Genomic DNA, 18,149 nt, shown 5'->3' with positions numbered 1-18,149 from the left:
CGCCCTCTCCGTCCGGCCGCCCGCAATCGCCGCCGAACGACTTCGCCAGCGGCGGCGCAAGCGATGGCTCGGGTGGCGCGGGCCCGGTGATCCGCGACGCGCCAGTGGCCTCGATGCGGCGGCTTTCGCGCTGGTTGTTGCTGGGAGAATGGCGCGCGCACCCGCTGCGGGCCGTGGTGGCCATCGCGGCGATCGCGGTCGGCATCTCGCTCGGCTTCGCCATCCACCTGATCAACGCCGCCGCCTTCAACGAATTCTCCGCCGCCATCAAAGGCCTGTCCGGCGTCGCCGACATCCAGGTGCGCGGCACCGAGCCATTCTTTGACGAGCAAATTTACCCCACCCTGGCACAACGAGAAGGTGTCACCGTCGCCTCCCCGGTGCTGGAATTCGACGCTTCCGTCGCCGGCCAGCGCACCGCGCTCAAAATCATCGCCACCGACGCCTTCCGCGCCGGCTACATCTCGCCCGACCTGGTCGGCCTGCCCGCCGGCGACAACATCGGCGACACGCTCTCGGACGATGCCGTGTTCCTCTCCGCCGCAGCCGAACAATGGCTCAAGCCCGTCAACGGCACGATCGACCTGCAAATCGGTACCGGCACGCTCAAACTGCGGGTCGGCGGCCCGGTGCCGGGCGCCCGCGCCGGCCAGCGCATCGCGATCATGGACATCGGCGCCGCCCAGTGGCGCTTCGAAAAACTCGGCAAACTCTCGCGCATCGACCTCAAACTACGCGACGGCATCAACCGCGAAGCGTTCAAAGCCCAACTGGAAAAAGACCTGCAAAGCCAATATCCGGGCCGCTTCCGCATCAACCAGCCCAACGACCAGGAACAGAACAGCCGCAACGAAGGCATGAGCCGCGCCTACCGCGTCAACCTCACCGTGCTGGCACTGGTGGCGCTGTTTACCGGCGCCTTCCTGGTGTTCTCCACGCAAGCGCTATCGGTGATCCGCCGCCGCAGCCAGTTCGCCCTGCTGCGTGTACTGGGCCTCGACCGCCAGCGCCTGCTGCGCCAGATCCTGATAGAAGGCCTGTGCCTCGGCATCGCCGGCTCGGCCATCGGTATCGCCGCCGGCTACGGCATGGCGGCAGCGGCGCTGCACTTCATGGGCGCGGACCTCGGCGCCGGCTTCTTCTCCGGCGTGCGTCCGCAAGTGCACTTCACGCCGGTGGCCGCCGCCATCTATTTCACCTTGGGCGTCGCTGTCGCGCTGCTGGGCTGCGCCGCGCCGGCGCTGGACGCCGCCCGCGCCAGGCCAGCGGTCGCGCTCAAATCCGGCACCGAGGAAGCGGCCATGTCGCGCCTGGCCCGCGCCTGGCCATCGCTGGCCTGCATGGCGCTCGCCGCGCTGCTGTCGCAAGCGCCGCCGATCTTTGAACTGCCGCTGTTCGGCTACCTGTCGATCGCCCTGCTGCTGGTCGGCGCCATCGGCCTGATGCCGCGCCTGGCCGCCATCGTGTTCCGCTTCGCCCACCGGCGCTGGAGCGCGGCCACCGCCGGCAAGCCGGGCGCCTCGGCCGTCATCACGCTCACCTTGTCACGGCTGGCCAATGCCTCCGGCCAGGCAGGCATCGCGCTGGGCGGCGTGCTGTCCAGTTTCAGCCTGATGGTGGCCATGGCCATCATGGTTGCCAGCTTCCGCGTTTCGCTGGACGACTGGCTGCAGCATATCCTGCCGGCCGATATCTATGTCAGCACCGCCAGCGGCGGCGCCACCGCCGGCTTGCGTCCTGACGAGCAAGCGCTGGTCGCCGCGCTGCCCGGCGTGGCCGGCGCCGATTTCCTGCACACCAGCGACGTCTCGCTGGCCCCGGCGCGCCCGGCGGTCACACTCATGGCGCGCACCATCGACGCAGCCGACCCGGCGCGCACGCTCGCCATCGTCGGCGAGTTGGCGCCCGCCACGCCAGGCGCGCCGCCGGTGTGGGTGTCTGAGGCCATGGTGGACCTGTACGGCATGCGGCCGGGCCGGCGCATCGAACTGCCGCTCAGCGGCAAGCTGCATCCGTTCACCGTGGCCGGCGTCTGGCGCGACTACGCCCGCCCCACTGGCACCATCCAGATGCGCCTGAGCGATTACCGCGCCATCACCGGCCAGCAGGAAGCCAGCGGCGTCGCGCTGACGCTCAAGCCGGGCGCCAAGGCCGAAGACACGCTGGCCGCGCTCAAACGCCTGCCGTTCGCCGCTGCGCTGGAGGCCAGCGAGCCATCGGAAATCCGCGCCATGAGCATGAAAGTTTTCGACCGCAGCTTCGCCATCACCTATCTGCTGGAAGCGATCGCCATCGTCATCGGCCTGTTTGGCGTGGCCGCCACCTTCTCTGCGCAGACGCTGGCGCGCGCCAGGGAGTTTGGCATGCTGCGCCACGTCGGCGTCACGCGCCGGCAGGTGCTGTCGATTCTCGCCATCGAAGGCGGCGCGCTGACGGGGCTCGGCATCGCCACCGGCTTTGTGCTGGGCTGGGTCATCAGCCTGATACTTGTATTTGTTGTCAATCCGCAGTCGTTCCACTGGACCATGCAGCTGCACATGCCGTGGCGGTTGCTGGCCAGCGTCGCAGGGCTGCTGTTGGCCGCCGCCGCGCTCACCGCACTACTGGCCGGGCGCCAATCGCTGTCCGGCGGACCGATACGCGCAGTCAGGGAGGACTGGTAATGCTCGCAAAGCTGCACACTCGCGCCATCAGGCGCATGCACCGCCTGGCATGCGGCCCGGCACGCGGCCTGATGCGCGACCTGCCGCCCTGCCTTGTGCTCGGGCTAGTGCGCGGGCTAGTGCGTGGACTGGCGCGTGCCGCCGCGCCGCCGGCGAAGGCTGCTGCCGCTCTCGCGGCAAGTGTCTGGCTACTCGCGTGGTCCCTCCCCGCACTGGCGGCCGCGCCGCAGTTCCCCGCCGTGGTGCCGCTGCCGGCCGGCCAGTCGCTGACCTTCCCTAAAGACTACGGCGCACACCCGGACTACAAGACCGAATGGTGGTACGTCACCGGCTGGCTTAACACCCCAGATGGCAAGCCGCTGGGCTTCCAGGTCACCTTCTTCCGCAGCGCCACCACGCACGACCGCGCCAACCCGAGCCAGTTCGCGCCCAGGCAGCTCATCATCGGCCACGCCGCGCTGTCCGACGCGGCCAACGGCAAGCTGCTGCACGACCAGCGCAGCGCGCGCGAAGGCTTCGGCCTGTCCTACGCTAAAACCGGCGACACCAACGTCAAGCTGGAAGACTGGCATATGGTACGCGCCGCCGACGGCAGCTACACGGTCCACGTCGACAGCCCGACATTCAAATACGACCTCAAACTCACGCCCACCCAGCCCGACCTGCTGCAGGGAGAACGCGGCTATTCGCGCAAGGGGCCGCGTCCTGCGCAAAGCAGCTATTACTACAGCCAGCCGCACCTTCAAGTCAGCGGCAGCGTCACCCGCCTTAATCAGCAGACAAGCATCACCGGCACCGCGTGGCTCGATCACGAATGGTCCAGCGAGGCCCTGGACGCCGAGGCCAGCGGCTGGGATTGGGTCGGCGCCAACCTCAATGACGGCGGGGCTTTGATGGCATTCGCGGTCAAAAGCAAGACAGGTGCTAAACTATGGGCGCACGCGACATGGCGCGACGCCTCCGGCAAGGTCACGCAATTCGGCCCGGACCAGGTCAGCTTTACGCCGCAACGGCGCTGGCGCTCACCGCGCACCAACGCCGAGTACCCCGTGGCGACCCGCCTGACCACCGGCGACGCCGTGTGGGACATCGTGCCTTTGCAGGACGACCAGGAACTGGACTCGCGCCGTTCCACCGGCGCCGTGTACTGGGAGGGTGCGGTCACGCTGAGCCGCGACGGCAAGCCGGCCGGCCGCGCCTACCTGGAAATGACCGGCTATGTAAGTGCAATAAAACTGTAAGAACAACGTCTAACAAGATATTAAAGTAAGCGCAGCTACCCGATGACCAATAGCACCACCGCCAGCACGCCAACCGCCGCTGCACCAAGCACCTCCCGCGAACTCAAAAAGGCAGCCTCGCCACCCTGCGCGGGCTGGCGCCTTTCCTCGCGCCGTACAAGCGCCAGTTCGCCATGGCCGGGATTGCGCTGGTGGTGGCGGCGGCTTCCACGCTGGCCATTCCGGCCGCCTTCAAGCAGATGATCGACCTCGGATTCGGCGGCGCCGGCGCCAAGAGCATCCAGCATGTCGACCTGGTTTTCCTGGCGCTGTTCGGCCTCGCCACCATCCTGGCGCTGGCCACGGCGGCGCGCTTCTACACCGTATCCTGGCTCGGCGAGCGCGTCACCGCCGACATCCGCAGCGCCGTCTACCGCCATGTGGTCACGCAAAGCCCGGAATTTTTCGAAACCACGCAAACCGGCGAAGTCCTGTCGCGCATCACCACCGACACCACGCTGATTCAATCGGTGGTCGGCACCAGCATCTCGATGGCACTGCGTAATATGCTGCTGTTCATCGGCGGCCTGGTGATGCTGTTCGTGACCAGTCCCAAACTGTCGGCCATCATCATCGGCCTGCTGATCCTGACCGTGCTGCCGATCGTGATGTATGGCCGCCGCGTGCGCAAGCTGTCGCGCGACTCGCAGGATCGGGTGGCCGACGCCTCGGCCATGGCCGGCGAAATCCTCAACGCCATGCCGACGGTGCAGGCCTTCACCCATGAGAAGATCGAGTCTGACCGCTTCGGCGGCTCGGTCGAAGGCGCGTTCCAGACCGCCATGCGCCGCATCCGCGCGCGCGCCGTGCTGACCATGCTGGCGATTGTGCTGGTGTTTGGCGCCATCGTGTTTGTGCTGTGGCTGGGCGCACACGCGGTGCTGTCGGGCGAGATGACCGGCGGCGATCTCGGTCAGTTCATCCTCTATGCCTCCATCGTGGCCGGCGCCATCGGCGCGCTGTCCGAGGTGATGGGCGAGGCGCAGCGCGCCGCCGGCGCCACCGAGCGCCTGCTGGAACTGATGTCGGTAAAATCGAAGATTCAGCCGCCGGCGCAGCCATTGCCATTGCCACCGCGCGCCGCCAACGGCGCCGCGCTGACGCTGAGCGACGTGGTGTTCTCCTACCCTTCGCGCCCGGAAACCAACTCGCTCGATCACGTCGCGCTGGACATCCAGCCGGGTGAAACGGTGGCGGTGGTTGGCCCATCCGGCGCCGGCAAGACCACGCTGTTCCAGCTGTTCCTGCGCTTCTACGATCCGCAAAGCGGCAGCATCAAGCTCGATGGCGTCGACATCAAGCAGCTGGACCTGCACACGCTGCGCGGCGCCATCGGCATCGTGCCGCAGGATACGGTGATCTTCTCGGCCAACGCCATGGAGAACATCCGCTACGGCCGCGCCGACGCGACCGATGAAGAAGTCATCGCCGCCGCCAGACTGGCGGCCGCCCACGAATTCATCGAGCGACTGCCGCAAGGCTACCAGTCGTTCCTCGGCGAGCGCGGCGTGCGCCTGTCCGGCGGCCAGCGCCAACGCATCGCCATCGCCCGCGCGCTGCTGAAAAATCCGCCGTTGCTGCTGTTGGACGAAGCCACCAGCGCGCTGGACGCGGAATCGGAACGCCTGGTGCAGAAGGCGCTGGAAGCGGCCATGGTTGGCCGCACCACCGTCATCATCGCGCACCGGCTGGCGACGGTGCAGCGGGCCGACCGCATCATCGTCATGGAAGACGGCAGGATCGTGGAAACCGGCACGCACGCCTCGCTGGTCGCGCTGGGCGGCATCTACGCCAACCTGGCGGCGCTGCAGTTCCACCACGTGCACGCCCAGCATTAATGATTTTATAAGCACAGCCGGCGCGCGCCGGCCTTAAGATGGCGTCTCCCACCGCGACGGAGACGCCATGCACCATCCTCTGTTGTCCAGAATCCTGCTCAATCTCCAACAGACGGTGTTGTACTACCTGGTGATTGCCGGCGCGTTCTTCGCCATGTGGCTATGGTGGCGCCTGCGGCGCGGCAAACGCTCGCCATTGCAGGCCGCACAGGTGCAGCCGGCGCAGATCCGACGCGAGTTGTGGACGTCGGTCGGCAGCATCATCGTATTCTCCAGTTTTTTGCCAGTGCTATTCTATTTCGGTTTCTGGCGGCACACGCAGTTCTACCCGCGCATCGACACCCATGGCTGGCCGTACTTCTTCCTCAGCATAGTGCTGGCGATGATCATCCAGGACACCTACTTTTACTGGACCCATCGACTGATGCATCATCGCCGGCTGTTCCGCTGGTTCCATCGCACGCATCATCGTTCGACCAACACCAACCCCTGGTCGACGTATTCGGTCAATCCGCTGGAAGCGCTGGTCGACAGCGGCGCGGCCGTACTGACTCTGATGATCGTGCCGATGACCGGCTGGGCGCTGCTTGTCTTCAGCATCATCAACACCTCGTACGCGGGTTTATACGCATCTGGGCTATGAACTGTTCCCGCGTGCGATGTCGCGCCATTGGCTGGGCCGCTGGATCAACACCTCGACCGCCCACAATGTGCACCACGCCAAGGCCCGCTACAACTTCGGCTGGCATTTCCTGTTCTGGGACCGCATGATGGGCACACTGTCGCCCCACTACGATCAGCACTACCGCGAGGCCGGATTGCGTGCCGACCGAGGCTGAAGTGGTAACATTCCGCCTTTCAGGAATACACCATGACCGACGCAGAACTCAAACAGCGGTGCCACACGCATATACCGGGTCACCGCGCGCTATCGCCCGCCGCGCTGTTTGCGGCCATGGGCGAGTGGTGCGAGACGCATGGCGTGTCGCACGACGTCTACGGCAACGGCGCGCTGATACAGGATTTCGAACAGAAAGTCGCGCGCCTGCTGGGCTTTGAGGCGGCCGTGTTCTGCATCACCGGCACCATGACGCAAGCGACCGCGCTGCGTATCGCCTGCGCGGAGCGCGGCAGCAATCTGGTGGCGCTGCATCCGACGTCGCACATTCTGAAGCATGAACGCGGCAACCATCAGCTCTTCGACCATTTCGATGCCTTGCAGATCGGCGATCCGCATCGCCCATGGACGCTCAATGAACTGAAGGCGATCCCCGACCGGCTGGGCGCGGCCACGCTGGAACTGCCGGCGCGCGAGATCGGCGGCCAATGCCCGGACTGGGACGAACTGGCCGCCATCAAGGCTTATTGCCATGAACAGGGCATACACCTGCACATGGACGGCGCGCGCCTGTGGGAGACGGCGGCGGCGTATGGCCGCCCTGTCGGCGAGATCGCGGCGGGCTTCGACAGCGCTTACGTGTCGCTCTACAAAGGCATCGGCGGCATGGGCGGCGCGATGCTGGCCGGCAGCGCGGCCTTCGTTGCCAAGGCGGCGGAATGGTATCGCCGCCAGGGCGGCAATGTGTACCAGCGCACGCCGTACGTGGTGGCGGCGGCGATGCAGTTCGATGCGCGGCTGGCCGCCATGCCTGACTACTTTAAGCGCACGCAATGGCTGTACGAGGCGCTGCGCGCGTTCCCGCTGCTGACGCCCAACCCTGCGCGGCCGCACGCGAATATGCTGCACATCCACCTGCCGGTGGAGCGTGAGCGCGCTCTGGACATCCGCAGCCGCATCGCCGAGCAGCATGGCGTGTGGCTGTTCAATGGCGCCCATCATGCGGCGCTGCCGGATCGCAGCTACGTCGAGCTGTATGTCGGCGACAACCTGCTACAACTTCCGGACCAGCGTGTGCGCGATATTCTGGACCTGTGGTCCGAAGCGCTGGTCCATTAACGATTGAATTTACATGACTTTTCAAGCACTTGGTCTGATCGACCCTTTATTGCGCACGCTGAATGCGCTCGGCTACAAGCAGCCTACGCCTGTGCAGAAACAGGCCATTCCGGCCGTGCTGGCGGGCCGCGATGTGATGGCGGCCGCGCAAACCGGCACCGGCAAGACGGCCGGCTTTGCGCTGCCGATCCTGCATCGCCTGACGATGGATGGCGTCACCGAGCCGCAGTGCGTGCGGGCGCTGGTGCTGGTGCCGACGCGCGAGCTGGCCGAACAGGTTTACGAAAGCTTCCGCAGCTATGGCGGCAACCTGCCGTTGCGTAGCGCGGTGGCCTATGGCGGCGTCGATATCGCGCCGCAGATCGCCAAGCTGCGCAAGGGGTTGGACGTGCTGGTGGCGACGCCGGGCCGCTTGATCGACTTGCACGATCAGGGCGCGATCAACTTCGCGCTGTTGCAAACGCTGGTGCTCGACGAGGCCGACCGCATGCTCGATCTGGGCTTCGAGCGCGATCTGGATATCCTGCTGGCGGCGCTGCCCAAGCAGCGCCAGACCTTGCTGTTCTCGGCCACCTTCTCGGATGAGATTCGCAAACTGGCCAAGGGGATGTTGAAGGATGCGGTGTCGATCCAGGTGGCGGCGGCGAATACTGCCGTGCGCTCGGTGAAGCAGTGGCTGGTGACGACCGACAAGCGCCGCAAGCCGGAGTTGTTCCTGCATCTGCTGAACAAGCTGGGTTGGGCGCAGGCGCTGGTGTTCGTCAAAACGCGCAAAGGCGCCGAGGCGCTTGTGAAGGACTTGCAGGCGCACGGCCTGACAGCGGACGCCATCCACGGCGACAAGACCCAGCCGGCCCGCCTGCGCGCGCTGGACCGCTTCAAGCGCAAGGAAGTGCAACTGCTGATCGCCACCGACGTGGCGGCGCGCGGGCTGGACATCGAGGCGCTGCCGCTGGTGGTTAACTTCGATCTGCCGACGGTGGCGGAGGACTACATCCACCGCATCGGCCGGACCGGGCGCGCGGGGCTGGAGGGCGAAGCGGTGTCGCTGGTGTGCGCCGATGAGGTGGACACGCTGCGCGCCATCGAAGCGCTGACGCGCCAGGCGATTCCGCGCTACGAGGAAGCGGGCTTCGAGGCGGATCACCGGGTGCCGGAGACGTCAGCCAAAGGCGCGACCGGCGCGTCGCCGGCACGCAAGGGCCCTGCTCCGAACGCGGCCAGGCGGCCAGGCAGCGCCAAGCCCTTAAGCAAAGCGCCGGCGGCGGCCAAGACTGAAGCGCGGCCGGCCGGCGGCAGCGCCTCGCTCGGCATCTGGACGCCGGAAGAGAAGGTCAAGACACCAGGCCGCGACCGCGCGCCAGGCAACAGCAGCGGCGGCGCTGCACGGGGTAACGCCGGCGGCAGCAGGTCGGGCGGCGACGGCTACGCCGCGCCGAAGGGCGCGGTAGCAGCGGCAGGGGGACGCGGGGTCAAGCCTCAGGCCGCAGCGGTCGCTGCCGGAGGGCGCGGCGTCAAGTCGCAGGGCGCGGTGGTGGTCGCGGGGGGCGCGGGGCCAAGTCGCAGGCGCGGTCTGCCGGCCGCGCCGCCGCGCAGACCGGCGGCCGCAAGCCCAAGTCAGGCTCCCGCTAGACGCCGCACGGCGGCGCGGCCGCCCTGCTAAAATACGCGTCTTTGAGCGACACCCCACGTTGGAGAACTGAATGCAGCAATACCTGGACCTGATCCAAACCGTCATCGACACCGGCAGCTGGCAAGACAACCGCACCGGCATCCGCACGCTGAGCGTGCCGGGCGCGATGATGCGCTTCGACCTGACCAAGGGTTTTCCTGCGGTGACGACCAAAAAGCTGGCATTCAAATCCGTGGTCGGCGAGTTGTGCGCCTTCCTGCGCGCCTCGCGCAGCGCCGCCGATTTCCGCGCGCTGGGCTGCAAGGTTTGGGATCAGAACGCCAACGAAAACCAGCAATGGCTGGACAACCCCTATCGCCTCGGCACCGACGACCTGGGCCCGGTCTACGGCGTGCAATGGCGCCAATGGCCGGGCTACAAGCTGCTCGACGCTGACCAGCCGGCGCAAATCGCCGACGCGCAAGCGCACGGTTTCACCATCGTCTCGCAACTGGAAGAAGACGGCGTGCAGAAAGTGCTGCTCTACAAAGCCATCGACCAGTTGCGTGAATGCCTGGACACCATCGTCAATAATCCCGGCAGCCGCCGCATCCTGTTCCACGGATGGAACCCGGCCGTGCTGGACGCCGTCGCCCTGCCGGCCTGCCACCTGCTGTACCAGTTCATCCCCAACCCGACCACCAGGGAACTGTCGATGTGCCTCTACGTGCGCTCGAACGACCTGGGCCTGGGCACGCCATTCAACCTGGCCGAAGGCGCCGCGCTGATGCACCTGGTCGGCCGCCTGACCGGCTACACGCCGCGCTGGTTCACCTACTTCATCGGCGACGCCCATATCTACGAGAACCACATGGACATGGTGCAGGAACAGCTGAAGCGCGAACCGTTCCCGCTGCCGCAGCTGATCATCTCCGAGCGCGTGCCCGCGTTCGCGCAGACCGGCAAATACCAACCGGAATGGCTGGAAAAGATCGAGCCCTCCGACTTCGCGCTGGAAGGCTACCAGCACCACGCCCCGATCACGGCCCCCATGGCGGTATAACAATGCAGCTGGACTTCGTTCCCGGCACGCTGTGCGACGAACGCATGTGGGGCCGCCTGCTGCCGCTGCTGGGCGACGGCTACACCTTCAACCACGTGCCGCTGTACCAGGCGCAGACGCGCGGCCAGATGCTGGAACTGATCGGCGCCCACAGCGCACCGCAGGCCAATCTGGTCGGCTTCTCGCTGGGCGCCTACCTGGCGCTGGAATACGCGCTGGCGCAGCCGGAGCGCGTGCGCTCGCTAACCATCATCGGCAGCGCCGGCAAAAAGCTGGCGGACAAGGAAAAAGCCACGCGCGAACGCATCATTCCGCAACTGGAGAAGAACCAGTACACGGGCATGACGCAAATGCGGCTGCGCGAAATCGTCGCGCCGCAGCACCTGGACGATGGCGCCCTCATCGACGTGATCCAGCAAATGGCCGTGGACCTCGGCAAGGACGTGCTGCTGGCGCAGTTCCGCAGCACCATCGAGCGCCCTGACCTGATGCAGCGCGTGCGCGAGCTGCGCTGCCCGGTGCTCATCATCGGCTCGGAACTGGACAAGCTGGCGCCGGCCGACGACGTGCGCGAGCTGGCCGCCAACTGCCCCAACGCCCGGCTGCACGTGCTCAACGCCGACGACGGCGCCGGCCACATGATGCCGCTGGAAGCGCCGCAACTGCTGGCCGATTACATGCAAGCCTTCTATCAATCACACCATGAGTAAACTGACCATCATCGTCGCCACCGACGCCCAGCGCGGCATCGGCATCAACAACACCCTGCCGTGGAAGCTGCCGGAAGACCTGGCGCACTTCAAGCGCACCACCAGCGGCCACCCGATCATCATGGGCCGCAAGACCTTCGAGTCGATCGGCCGGCCGCTGCCGAACCGCCGCAATATTGTCGTCACGCGTAACGATAAATGGACGCACGACGGTGTCGAGACGGTCGGTTCAATCGAGGCAGCCATCGCGCTGCTGGACGGCGCCGAAGGCTTTGTCATCGGCGGCGCCGAAATCTACAAGCAATCGCTGCACCTGGCCGACCAGTTGATTATCACGCAGATCGCCCATACCTACGACTGCGATGCCTTCTTCCCCGAAATCGACGCCAGCGCGTGGCAGGAAGCCGCCCGCGAGGAACACGTTTCGGAGGCATCCGGTTTGCACTACGCTTTTGTCACCCTGCGCCGCAAGGTGTAAGTTTTAAGGATACCCATGTCTGGTTCAGGCTTCCACGTTCACGGCCCGCACGATCACGCGGTCGAACACGCCGCGCATGGCGGCGACGGTTTTTCCAACAATATCGCCGTGATGACGGCGATCCTCGCCACCGTCGGCGCGGCCTTCGGCTACCTCGGCGGCGCCACGCAGAACGACGCGGCCATGTTCAAGAACAACGCCGCCATCGACAAGACCGAGGCCGCCAACCGCTGGAATTATTACCAGGCCAAGTCGGCGCGCCAGAACCTGGCCGAGCTGGCGATGACGCTGCCCGGCGTCGATCCGAAGCGCTACGAGGCCGATGTCGCGCGCTACAAGCACGACAAGGAAGAAATCAAGAAGGAAGCCGAGAAGTTCGAGGCATCCTCAAAGGAATGGAACCACAAGTCGGAAGAAGCCATGCACAAGCACCACGAGTGGGCGCTGGCCACCACCGCCGAGCAGATCGCCATCTCGCTGGCCGCTATTACCCTGCTCACGCGCAAAAAGTGGATGATGGGCCTGGCCTACGGCGTGGCCGGCGTCGGCATCGTGCTGGGCGCGCTCGCCTGGTTCGGTGGCCACTAAGCAACATTGATCGAGTGACATTTCTCCCTGTCATTGGGGCGTCATGTCACTCATGCATTCTGGTACGATAATTTTTTCCCGCAGAGCGGCTATTTCTGCGAGAATCCCGTTCTTATTTTTTTGCGGCCCACCGGTCGCGCCCTAGTCCGCCCCTCCACACAAGTCAGGGGCGGCTTGCTTTTTGGAGACATGCATGAAATTTCGTTTCCCCATCGTCATTATTGACGAGGATTTCCGTTCCGAGAACACGTCCGGCCTGGGCATTCGCGCCTTGGCCGACGCCATGGAAAAAGAAGGCATGGAAGTGGTGGGCGTGACCAGCTACGGCGACCTGTCGCAGTTCGCCCAGCAGCAGTCGCGCGCCTCGGCCTTCGTGCTGTCGATCGACGATGAAGAATTCGGCACCGGCTCGACCGAGGACACCGACACCGCGCTGAAATCGCTGCGCGCCTTCGTCGAGGAAATCCGCCACAAGAACGCCGACATCCCGATCTACCTGTACGGCGAAACCCGCACCTCGCGCCACATCCCGAACGATATCCTGCGCGAGCTGCACGGCTTCATCCACATGTTCGAGGACACGCCGGAATTCGTCGCCCGCCACATCATCCGCGAAGCCAAGTCCTACCTGGACGGCCTGGCGCCGCCGTTCTTCCGCGCGCTGGTCGAATACGCCAACGACGGCTCCTACTCGTGGCACTGCCCGGGCCACTCGGGCGGCGTGGCCTTCCTGAAGTCGCCGATCGGCCAGATGTTCCACCAGTTCTTCGGCGAGAACATGCTGCGCGCCGACGTCTGCAACGCCGTCGAAGAGCTGGGACAGCTGCTCGACCACACCGGCCCGGTGGCCAAGTCCGAGCGCAACGCCGCGCGCATCTTCAACGCCGACCACTGCTACTTCGTCACCAACGGCACCTCGACCTCGAACAAGATGGTCTGGCACTCGACCGTCGCGCCCGGCGATATCGTCGTGGTCGACCGCAACTGCCACAAGTCGATCCTGCACTCGATCATCATGTGCGGCGCGATTCCGGTGTTCCTGATGCCGACGCGCAACCACCTCGGCATCATCGGCCCGATCCCGCTGGAAGAGTTCTCGATGGAGAGCATCATGCGCAAGATCGAAGCCAACCCGTTCGCGCGCGAAGCGGTGAACAAGAAGCCGCGCATCCTGACCATCACCCAGTCGACCTACGACGGCGTGGTCTACAACGTGGAAACCCTGCGCGAGCTGCTGGACGGCCAGATCGACACCCTGCACTTCGACGAAGCCTGGCTGCCGCACGCCACCTTCCACGACTTCTACAAGAATATGCACGCCATCGGCAAGGACCGTCCGCGCGCGAAAGAGTCGATGATCTTCTCGACCCAGTCGACCCACAAGCTGCTGGCCGGCCTGTCGCAGGCCTCGCAGGTGCTGGTGCGCGAATCGGAATCGGTTAAGCTGGACCAGGACGCCTTCAACGAGGCCTACCTGATGCACACCTCGACCTCGCCGCAATACTCGATCATCGCCTCGTGCGACGTCGCCGCCGCCATGATGGAAGCGCCGGGCGGCACCGCGCTGGTGGAGGAATCGATCCTGGAGGCGCTGGACTTCCGCCGCGCCATGAAGAAAATCGACCAGGAATGGGGCAACGACTGGTGGTTCAAGGTCTGGGGCCCGAACGAATTCGCCGAGGAAGGCATCGGCTCGCGCGAAGACTGGATCATCAAGGCGGAAGACGACTGGCACGGCTTCGGCAAGCTGGCGCCGGGCTTCAACATGCTGGACCCGATCAAGGCCACCATCGTCAATCCGGGCCTGTCGCTGGACGGCAAGTTCGACGAGAGCGGCATTCCGGCGTCGATCGTCACCAAGTACCTGGCCGAGCACGGCGTCATCATCGAGAAGTGCGGCCTGTACTCGTTCTTCATCATGTTCACCATCGGCATCACCAAGGGCCGCTGGAACACGCTGCTGACCGCGCTGCAACAGTTCAAGGACGACTACGACAAGAACCAGCCGATGTGGCGCATCCTGCCGGAATTCGCGGCCGCCAACCCGACCTACGAAAAGGTCGGCCTGCGCGACCTGTGCCAGCAGATCCACGACTTCTACAAAGCCTATGACGTGGCGCGCCTGACCACCGAAATGTACCTGTCGGACATGGTGCCGGCGATGAAGCCGTCGGAAGCGTTCGCCAAGATGGCGCACCGCGAAATCGAACGCGTCGCCATCGACGAACTGGAAGGCCGCATCACCTCGATCCTGCTGACGCCTTACCCGCCGGGCATTCCGCTGCTGATCCCGGGCGAGCGCTTCAACAAGACCATCGTCGACTACCTGCGCTTCGCACGCGACTTCAACGAGCGCTTCCCCGGCTTCGAAACCGACGTGCACGGCCTCGTCAAACGCGAGGTGGACGGCAAGCGCGGCTACTTCGTGGATTGCGTCAAGCAATAAACCCCATCTGCGTAACGAAAAGGCGGCCTCGGCCGCCTTTTTTATTACTTGTAAATTTTCCGTTGCATGGATGTGACATTTACAAATCATCATGTTAGTTTTCGCTTTATAAACTTCTCTCAAAATGCCGACATAATGAACTAACTTCGCCAATAAAAAGCTTAATAAGTCAATTTTGGCTGCAAGATAAGAAATAATTTAAATCGTCTCGTGTCACAATTAGCCTGTTATTTCCATAGGCCAATATCGTGAAACTTCGATCCCCATTACTTGCCGCTCTGATGCTAACGCTGGCCGCCTGCGGCGGCGGTGGCGGCGGAAGCAGCGCCGGCAGCTCCGGCGCCACCGCGCCCATATCAAGCGGCTCCGGCGGCTCCACCGGCTCCACCGGCTCCAGCGGCAGCGGCGGCTCAACCAGCGGCGGCGCCACGCTGCCAGAGAGCACGCCCGCGCCGGCCGCCCCAGTCGAGCCATCGCTGCCGCCGGTCACGGCGGCGGACGCCACCACGCGCCCGACCCGGCAGGCGGCCGCGCAGTTCCTGGCCCAGGCCACGTTCGGCCCGACCGCGGCCAGCATCGACGAGCTTGCCGCCAGCAGCAAGGCGGAATGGCTGAACGCCCAGTTCCAGATGGCGCCTTCGCAGCACCGCAATAACGTCGTGCTGGCGGCTGCCGCAGGTGTCACCATCGGCCAGAACCAGGCCTATGAATCGTTCTGGAAACAGGCGGTGACCGGTGACGACCAGCTGCGACAGCGCGTGGCGTTTGCGCTGTCGCAGATCTTCGTGGTGTCCATCGTCGGTAGCGAGCTGGCCACCCGTCCTGAAGGCGTGGCCTCGTACTACGACATGCTGGGCCAGAATGCCTTCGGCAACTTCCGCACGCTGCTGGAGAATGTCGCCCTGCATCCGATGATGGGCCTGTACATGAGCCACCTGCGCAACAAGAAGGAAAGCGGCACCCGCGTGCCCGACGAAAACTTCGCGCGCGAAGTGATGCAGCTGATGACCATCGGCCTGTACCAGCTGAACCAGGACGGCAGCAACAAACTCAGCGGCGGCCAGCCGGTCGAGACTTACAGCCATGAGGATGTGATGGGCCTGGCCAAGGTCTTCACCGGCTGGAGCTGGGCCGGTCCGGACCAGAGCACCACGCGCTTCAATGGCGGCAACGCCTATGCCGCGCGCGACTGGACGCCGATGCAGCAGTACCCGGCCTTCCACTCCACCGCCAGCAAGAGCTTCCTTGGCGCCACCACCAACGGCAGCGGCGAAGCCGACCTGAAAGTGGCGCTGGACACGCTGTTCAACCACCCGAATGTCGGCCCGTTCATCGGCCGCCAGCTGATCCAGCGCCTGGTGAGCAGCAACCCTAGCCCGGCCTACGTCAGCCGCGTGGCTGGCGTGTTCAACAACAACGGCGCCGGTGTACGCGGCGACATGCGCGCCGTCATCCGCGCCATCCTGCTCGATCCGGAAGCCCCTGCCACCGGCAACGCCAAAAAGCTGCGCGAACCGATTCTGCGGCTGGCCCACTGGATGCGTGCGTTCAACGCCAAGTCAACCACCGGCCGCTTCATGATGGCCAACACGGACGACCCGATGACCAGCCTGGGCCAGACGCCGTTCCGCGCGCCGTCGGTGTTCAACTACTTCCGTCCAGGCTATACGCCGCCAAATACCGCGCTGTCCTCGGCGGGCATGGTAGCGCCGGAGATGCAGATCACCGGCGAACCGTCGGTGACCGGCTACCTGAACTACATGCAGACCGCCGTGCAGTACGGCGTTGGCGGCAACCGCGACATCATGCCGGATTACAGCGCGGAACTGGCGCTGGCCGAGCAGCCGGCGCAACTGGTTGACCGCGTCAACCTGCTGTTGCTGGCCGGCCAGATGTCCAGCACGCTACGCAATCAGCTGATCACCGCGCTGAACGCAGTCAACCTGCCTGCCGCCACCGCAAACAACAGCGGCACGGTGGAAACCGCGCGCAAGAACCGTGTTTATCTGGCCGTCTACCTGACGATGGCCTCGCCCGAATACCTGGCCCAACGCTAAGAGGACCGCCATGCACCACCACCCATCCCGTCGTCAATTCCTCGGCAAAATGCTGGCCGCCGCCGGCGCCGGCGCGGCGCCCTTCACGCTCAACCTGGCCGCCATGGGCACGGCCGCCGCGCAAGGCGCCGGCGACTACAAGGCGCTGGTCTGCCTGTTCATGACCGGCGGTAACGACCACTTCAATACCGTGCTGCCCACCGACAGCGGTTCGTGGAGCGAATATCAACGCATCCGTGAAACCAGCGACGGCGGCTCGATCGCCCTGCCCGGCGTCGGCGCCACCGGCGGCGTGCTGCCGATCGAACCGAACACCCCGCAAGGCGGTCGCAGCTTCGCGCTGCATCCGTCGCTCGGCCCGCTGAAGCAATTGTTCGACGCCGGCCGCCTCGGCATCCTGGCCAATGTCGGCACGCTGGTGCAGCCGACCACGCTCACGCAGTACAAGACAAGAAGCGTGCAATTGCCGTCGCGCCTGTTCTCGCACAACGACCAGCAAGCCACCTGGCAAGCGTCGCAGACCGAGATCTTCGGCTGCTTCCGGCTGGGGCGGCCGCATGGCCGATCTGCTGGCCTCGGCCAACGGCAATGCCCAGTTCACCTGTATTTCCAGCGCCGGCACTGCGCTGTTCCTGGCCGGACGCTCGGTGCGCCAGTACCAGATCAGCGGCACCAGCGCGGCGCCGATCAACCGCATCAACGACGGCCTGTTCGGCCTGCCCGCAGGCAGCAATCCGCTGCGCCAGATCGTTTCGGCCGACCAGTCCGACCTGTTCCAGAAGGAGCATGCGGCAGTGGTCACGCGCGCCGTCAATGCCCAGGCCGCGCTGAGCAGCGCGATGCTGGCGGCCGGCACCGGCGTGCCGGACCCGACGCCCTACGTTAATCCGAACACCGGCGTGGCCGCCGTCAATCCGCTGGCGGTGCAACTGCAAACGGTGGCGCGCATCATCGGCGGGCGCAACGGGCTGGGCGCGCGCCGCCAGGTGTTTTACGTCAACCTCGGCGGCTTCGACACGCACGACTACCAGCGCGCCAACCACGCCGACCTGCTGGCCAAGCTGGCCCATGCCATGGCGTATTTCGACGGCGTCATGGCCAGTCTGCAAGGCACGGACATGCGCAACCAGGTCACGCTGTTCACCGCGTCGGACTTCGGCCGCACCTTCAGCAGCAATGGCGACGGCACCGACCACGGCTGGGGATCGCACCACTTCGTCATGGGCGGCGCGGTCAAGGGCAAGGACATCTACGGCAGCATGCCCGTGACCGGCCTCGGCCACGCGCTGGACGTCGGCTCCGGCTCGCTGCTGCCAACCACCTCGGTCGACCAGTATGGCGCCACGCTGGCCAAGTGGTTCGGCCTGTCGCCGAGCCAGGTCATTGACGTGTTCCCCGGCATCGTCAATTTCAACAACCGCGACCTCGGCTTCATGGCCGCCTGAATCCGGGCGGCT

13 protein-coding genes and 1 pseudogene are annotated in these 18,149 nt (G+C 65.3%); all 14 read left to right on the top strand.

From position 1 onward, the window contains the following. The first annotated feature begins 113 nt into the window (after positions 1–113). The 14 genes and pseudogenes from ACRQ5J_RS14080 to ACRQ5J_RS14015 all read left to right on the top strand — a co-directional run bounded on the left by ACRQ5J_RS14080 (position 114) and on the right by ACRQ5J_RS14015 (position 18,137). Positions 114–2,663, top strand: coding sequence for an ABC transporter permease (locus ACRQ5J_RS14080; protein ID WP_432383653.1), 2,550 nt, complete (start codon positions 114–116; stop codon positions 2,661–2,663). After that, positions 2,663–3,904, top strand: a complete 1,242-nt coding sequence (locus ACRQ5J_RS14075) for a lipocalin-like domain-containing protein (RefSeq protein WP_432377533.1) — start codon at positions 2,663–2,665, stop codon at positions 3,902–3,904. Before ACRQ5J_RS14080 ends, ACRQ5J_RS14075 begins: the two co-directional genes overlap by 1 nt. 173 nt (positions 3,905–4,077) lie before the next feature. Then, a complete protein-coding gene (locus ACRQ5J_RS14070) occupies positions 4,078–5,781 on the top strand; it encodes an ABC transporter transmembrane domain-containing protein (RefSeq protein WP_432377532.1) in 1,704 nt (567 codons plus the stop codon). Between the two features lie 67 nt (positions 5,782–5,848). After that, entirely contained in the window at positions 5,849–6,424 is a 576-nt protein-coding gene (locus ACRQ5J_RS14065; protein WP_432377531.1) for a sterol desaturase family protein, read from the top strand. 16 nt (positions 6,425–6,440) lie between these two features. Next, positions 6,441–6,620, top strand: a complete 180-nt coding sequence (locus ACRQ5J_RS14060; RefSeq protein ID WP_432377530.1) for a sterol desaturase family protein — start codon at positions 6,441–6,443, stop codon at positions 6,618–6,620. A 32-nt stretch (positions 6,621–6,652) separates the two neighbouring features. Further along, a complete protein-coding gene (locus ACRQ5J_RS14055; protein ID WP_432377529.1) occupies positions 6,653–7,738 on the top strand; it encodes a threonine aldolase family protein in 1,086 nt (361 codons plus the stop codon). A 13-nt stretch (positions 7,739–7,751) separates the two neighbouring features. Continuing rightward, the gene (locus ACRQ5J_RS14050; RefSeq protein ID WP_432377528.1) at positions 7,752–9,401 is read left to right on the top strand and encodes a DEAD/DEAH box helicase; all 1,650 of its coding nucleotides are present in this window, start codon (positions 7,752–7,754) and stop codon (positions 9,399–9,401) included. A 40-nt stretch (positions 9,402–9,441) separates the two neighbouring features. Continuing rightward, positions 9,442–10,413, top strand: coding sequence for a thymidylate synthase (locus tag ACRQ5J_RS14045; RefSeq protein WP_432377527.1), 972 nt, complete (start codon positions 9,442–9,444; stop codon positions 10,411–10,413). Between the two features lie 2 nt (positions 10,414–10,415). Next, positions 10,416–11,123: an alpha/beta fold hydrolase gene (locus tag ACRQ5J_RS14040; RefSeq protein ID WP_432377526.1), complete on the top strand. Its 708-nt coding sequence runs from the start codon at positions 10,416–10,418 to the stop codon at positions 11,121–11,123. Then, positions 11,116–11,601, top strand: coding sequence for a dihydrofolate reductase (locus ACRQ5J_RS14035; protein WP_432377525.1), 486 nt, complete (start codon positions 11,116–11,118; stop codon positions 11,599–11,601). Before ACRQ5J_RS14040 ends, ACRQ5J_RS14035 begins: the two co-directional genes overlap by 8 nt. Positions 11,602–11,616: 15 nt before the next feature. Next, positions 11,617–12,189 (top strand): DUF4337 domain-containing protein, encoded by a 573-nt coding sequence (locus ACRQ5J_RS14030; protein ID WP_432377524.1) that lies wholly within the window; start codon positions 11,617–11,619, stop codon positions 12,187–12,189. A 193-nt stretch (positions 12,190–12,382) separates the two neighbouring features. After that, the gene (locus tag ACRQ5J_RS14025) at positions 12,383–14,635 is read left to right on the top strand and encodes an Orn/Lys/Arg decarboxylase N-terminal domain-containing protein (protein ID WP_432377523.1); all 2,253 of its coding nucleotides are present in this window, start codon (positions 12,383–12,385) and stop codon (positions 14,633–14,635) included. Positions 14,636–14,916: 281 nt separating this feature from the next. Then, positions 14,917–16,692, top strand: a complete 1,776-nt coding sequence (locus ACRQ5J_RS14020; RefSeq protein ID WP_432377522.1) for a DUF1800 domain-containing protein — start codon at positions 14,917–14,919, stop codon at positions 16,690–16,692. Positions 16,693–16,702: 10 nt separating this feature from the next. After that, positions 16,703–18,137: pseudogene (locus tag ACRQ5J_RS14015) on the top strand (DUF1501 domain-containing protein). Positions 18,138–18,149 lie beyond the last annotated feature (12 nt).

Source organism: Duganella sp. P38 (assembly GCF_050859475.1).
Lineage (GTDB): Bacteria > Pseudomonadota > Gammaproteobacteria > Burkholderiales > Burkholderiaceae_D > Rugamonas.
This window is presented reverse-complemented; position numbering and strand designations above follow the sequence as displayed.

Bases quoted from the DNA above. Each gene is read 5' to 3' on its own strand.
- ACRQ5J_RS14065 (WP_432377531.1), top strand. From the start codon at position 5,849: ATGCACCATCCTCTGTTGTCCAGAATCCTGCTCAATCTCCAACAGACG.
- ACRQ5J_RS14080 (WP_432383653.1), top strand. From the start codon at position 114: ATGCGGCGGCTTTCGCGCTGGTTGTTGCTGGGAGAATGGCGCGCGCAC.
- ACRQ5J_RS14025 (WP_432377523.1), top strand. From the start codon at position 12,383: ATGAAATTTCGTTTCCCCATCGTCATTATTGACGAGGATTTCCGTTCC.
- ACRQ5J_RS14040 (WP_432377526.1), top strand. From the start codon at position 10,416: ATGCAGCTGGACTTCGTTCCCGGCACGCTGTGCGACGAACGCATGTGG.
- ACRQ5J_RS14050 (WP_432377528.1), top strand. From the start codon at position 7,752: ATGACTTTTCAAGCACTTGGTCTGATCGACCCTTTATTGCGCACGCTG.
- ACRQ5J_RS14060 (WP_432377530.1), top strand. From the start codon at position 6,441: ATGTCGCGCCATTGGCTGGGCCGCTGGATCAACACCTCGACCGCCCAC.
- ACRQ5J_RS14075 (WP_432377533.1), top strand. From the start codon at position 2,663: ATGCTCGCAAAGCTGCACACTCGCGCCATCAGGCGCATGCACCGCCTG.
- ACRQ5J_RS14045 (WP_432377527.1), top strand. From the start codon at position 9,442: ATGCAGCAATACCTGGACCTGATCCAAACCGTCATCGACACCGGCAGC.
- ACRQ5J_RS14030 (WP_432377524.1), top strand. From the start codon at position 11,617: ATGTCTGGTTCAGGCTTCCACGTTCACGGCCCGCACGATCACGCGGTC.
- ACRQ5J_RS14055 (WP_432377529.1), top strand. From the start codon at position 6,653: ATGACCGACGCAGAACTCAAACAGCGGTGCCACACGCATATACCGGGT.
- ACRQ5J_RS14070 (WP_432377532.1), top strand. From the start codon at position 4,078: ATGGCCGGGATTGCGCTGGTGGTGGCGGCGGCTTCCACGCTGGCCATT.
- ACRQ5J_RS14020 (WP_432377522.1), top strand. From the start codon at position 14,917: ATGCTAACGCTGGCCGCCTGCGGCGGCGGTGGCGGCGGAAGCAGCGCC.
- ACRQ5J_RS14035 (WP_432377525.1), top strand. From the start codon at position 11,116: ATGAGTAAACTGACCATCATCGTCGCCACCGACGCCCAGCGCGGCATC.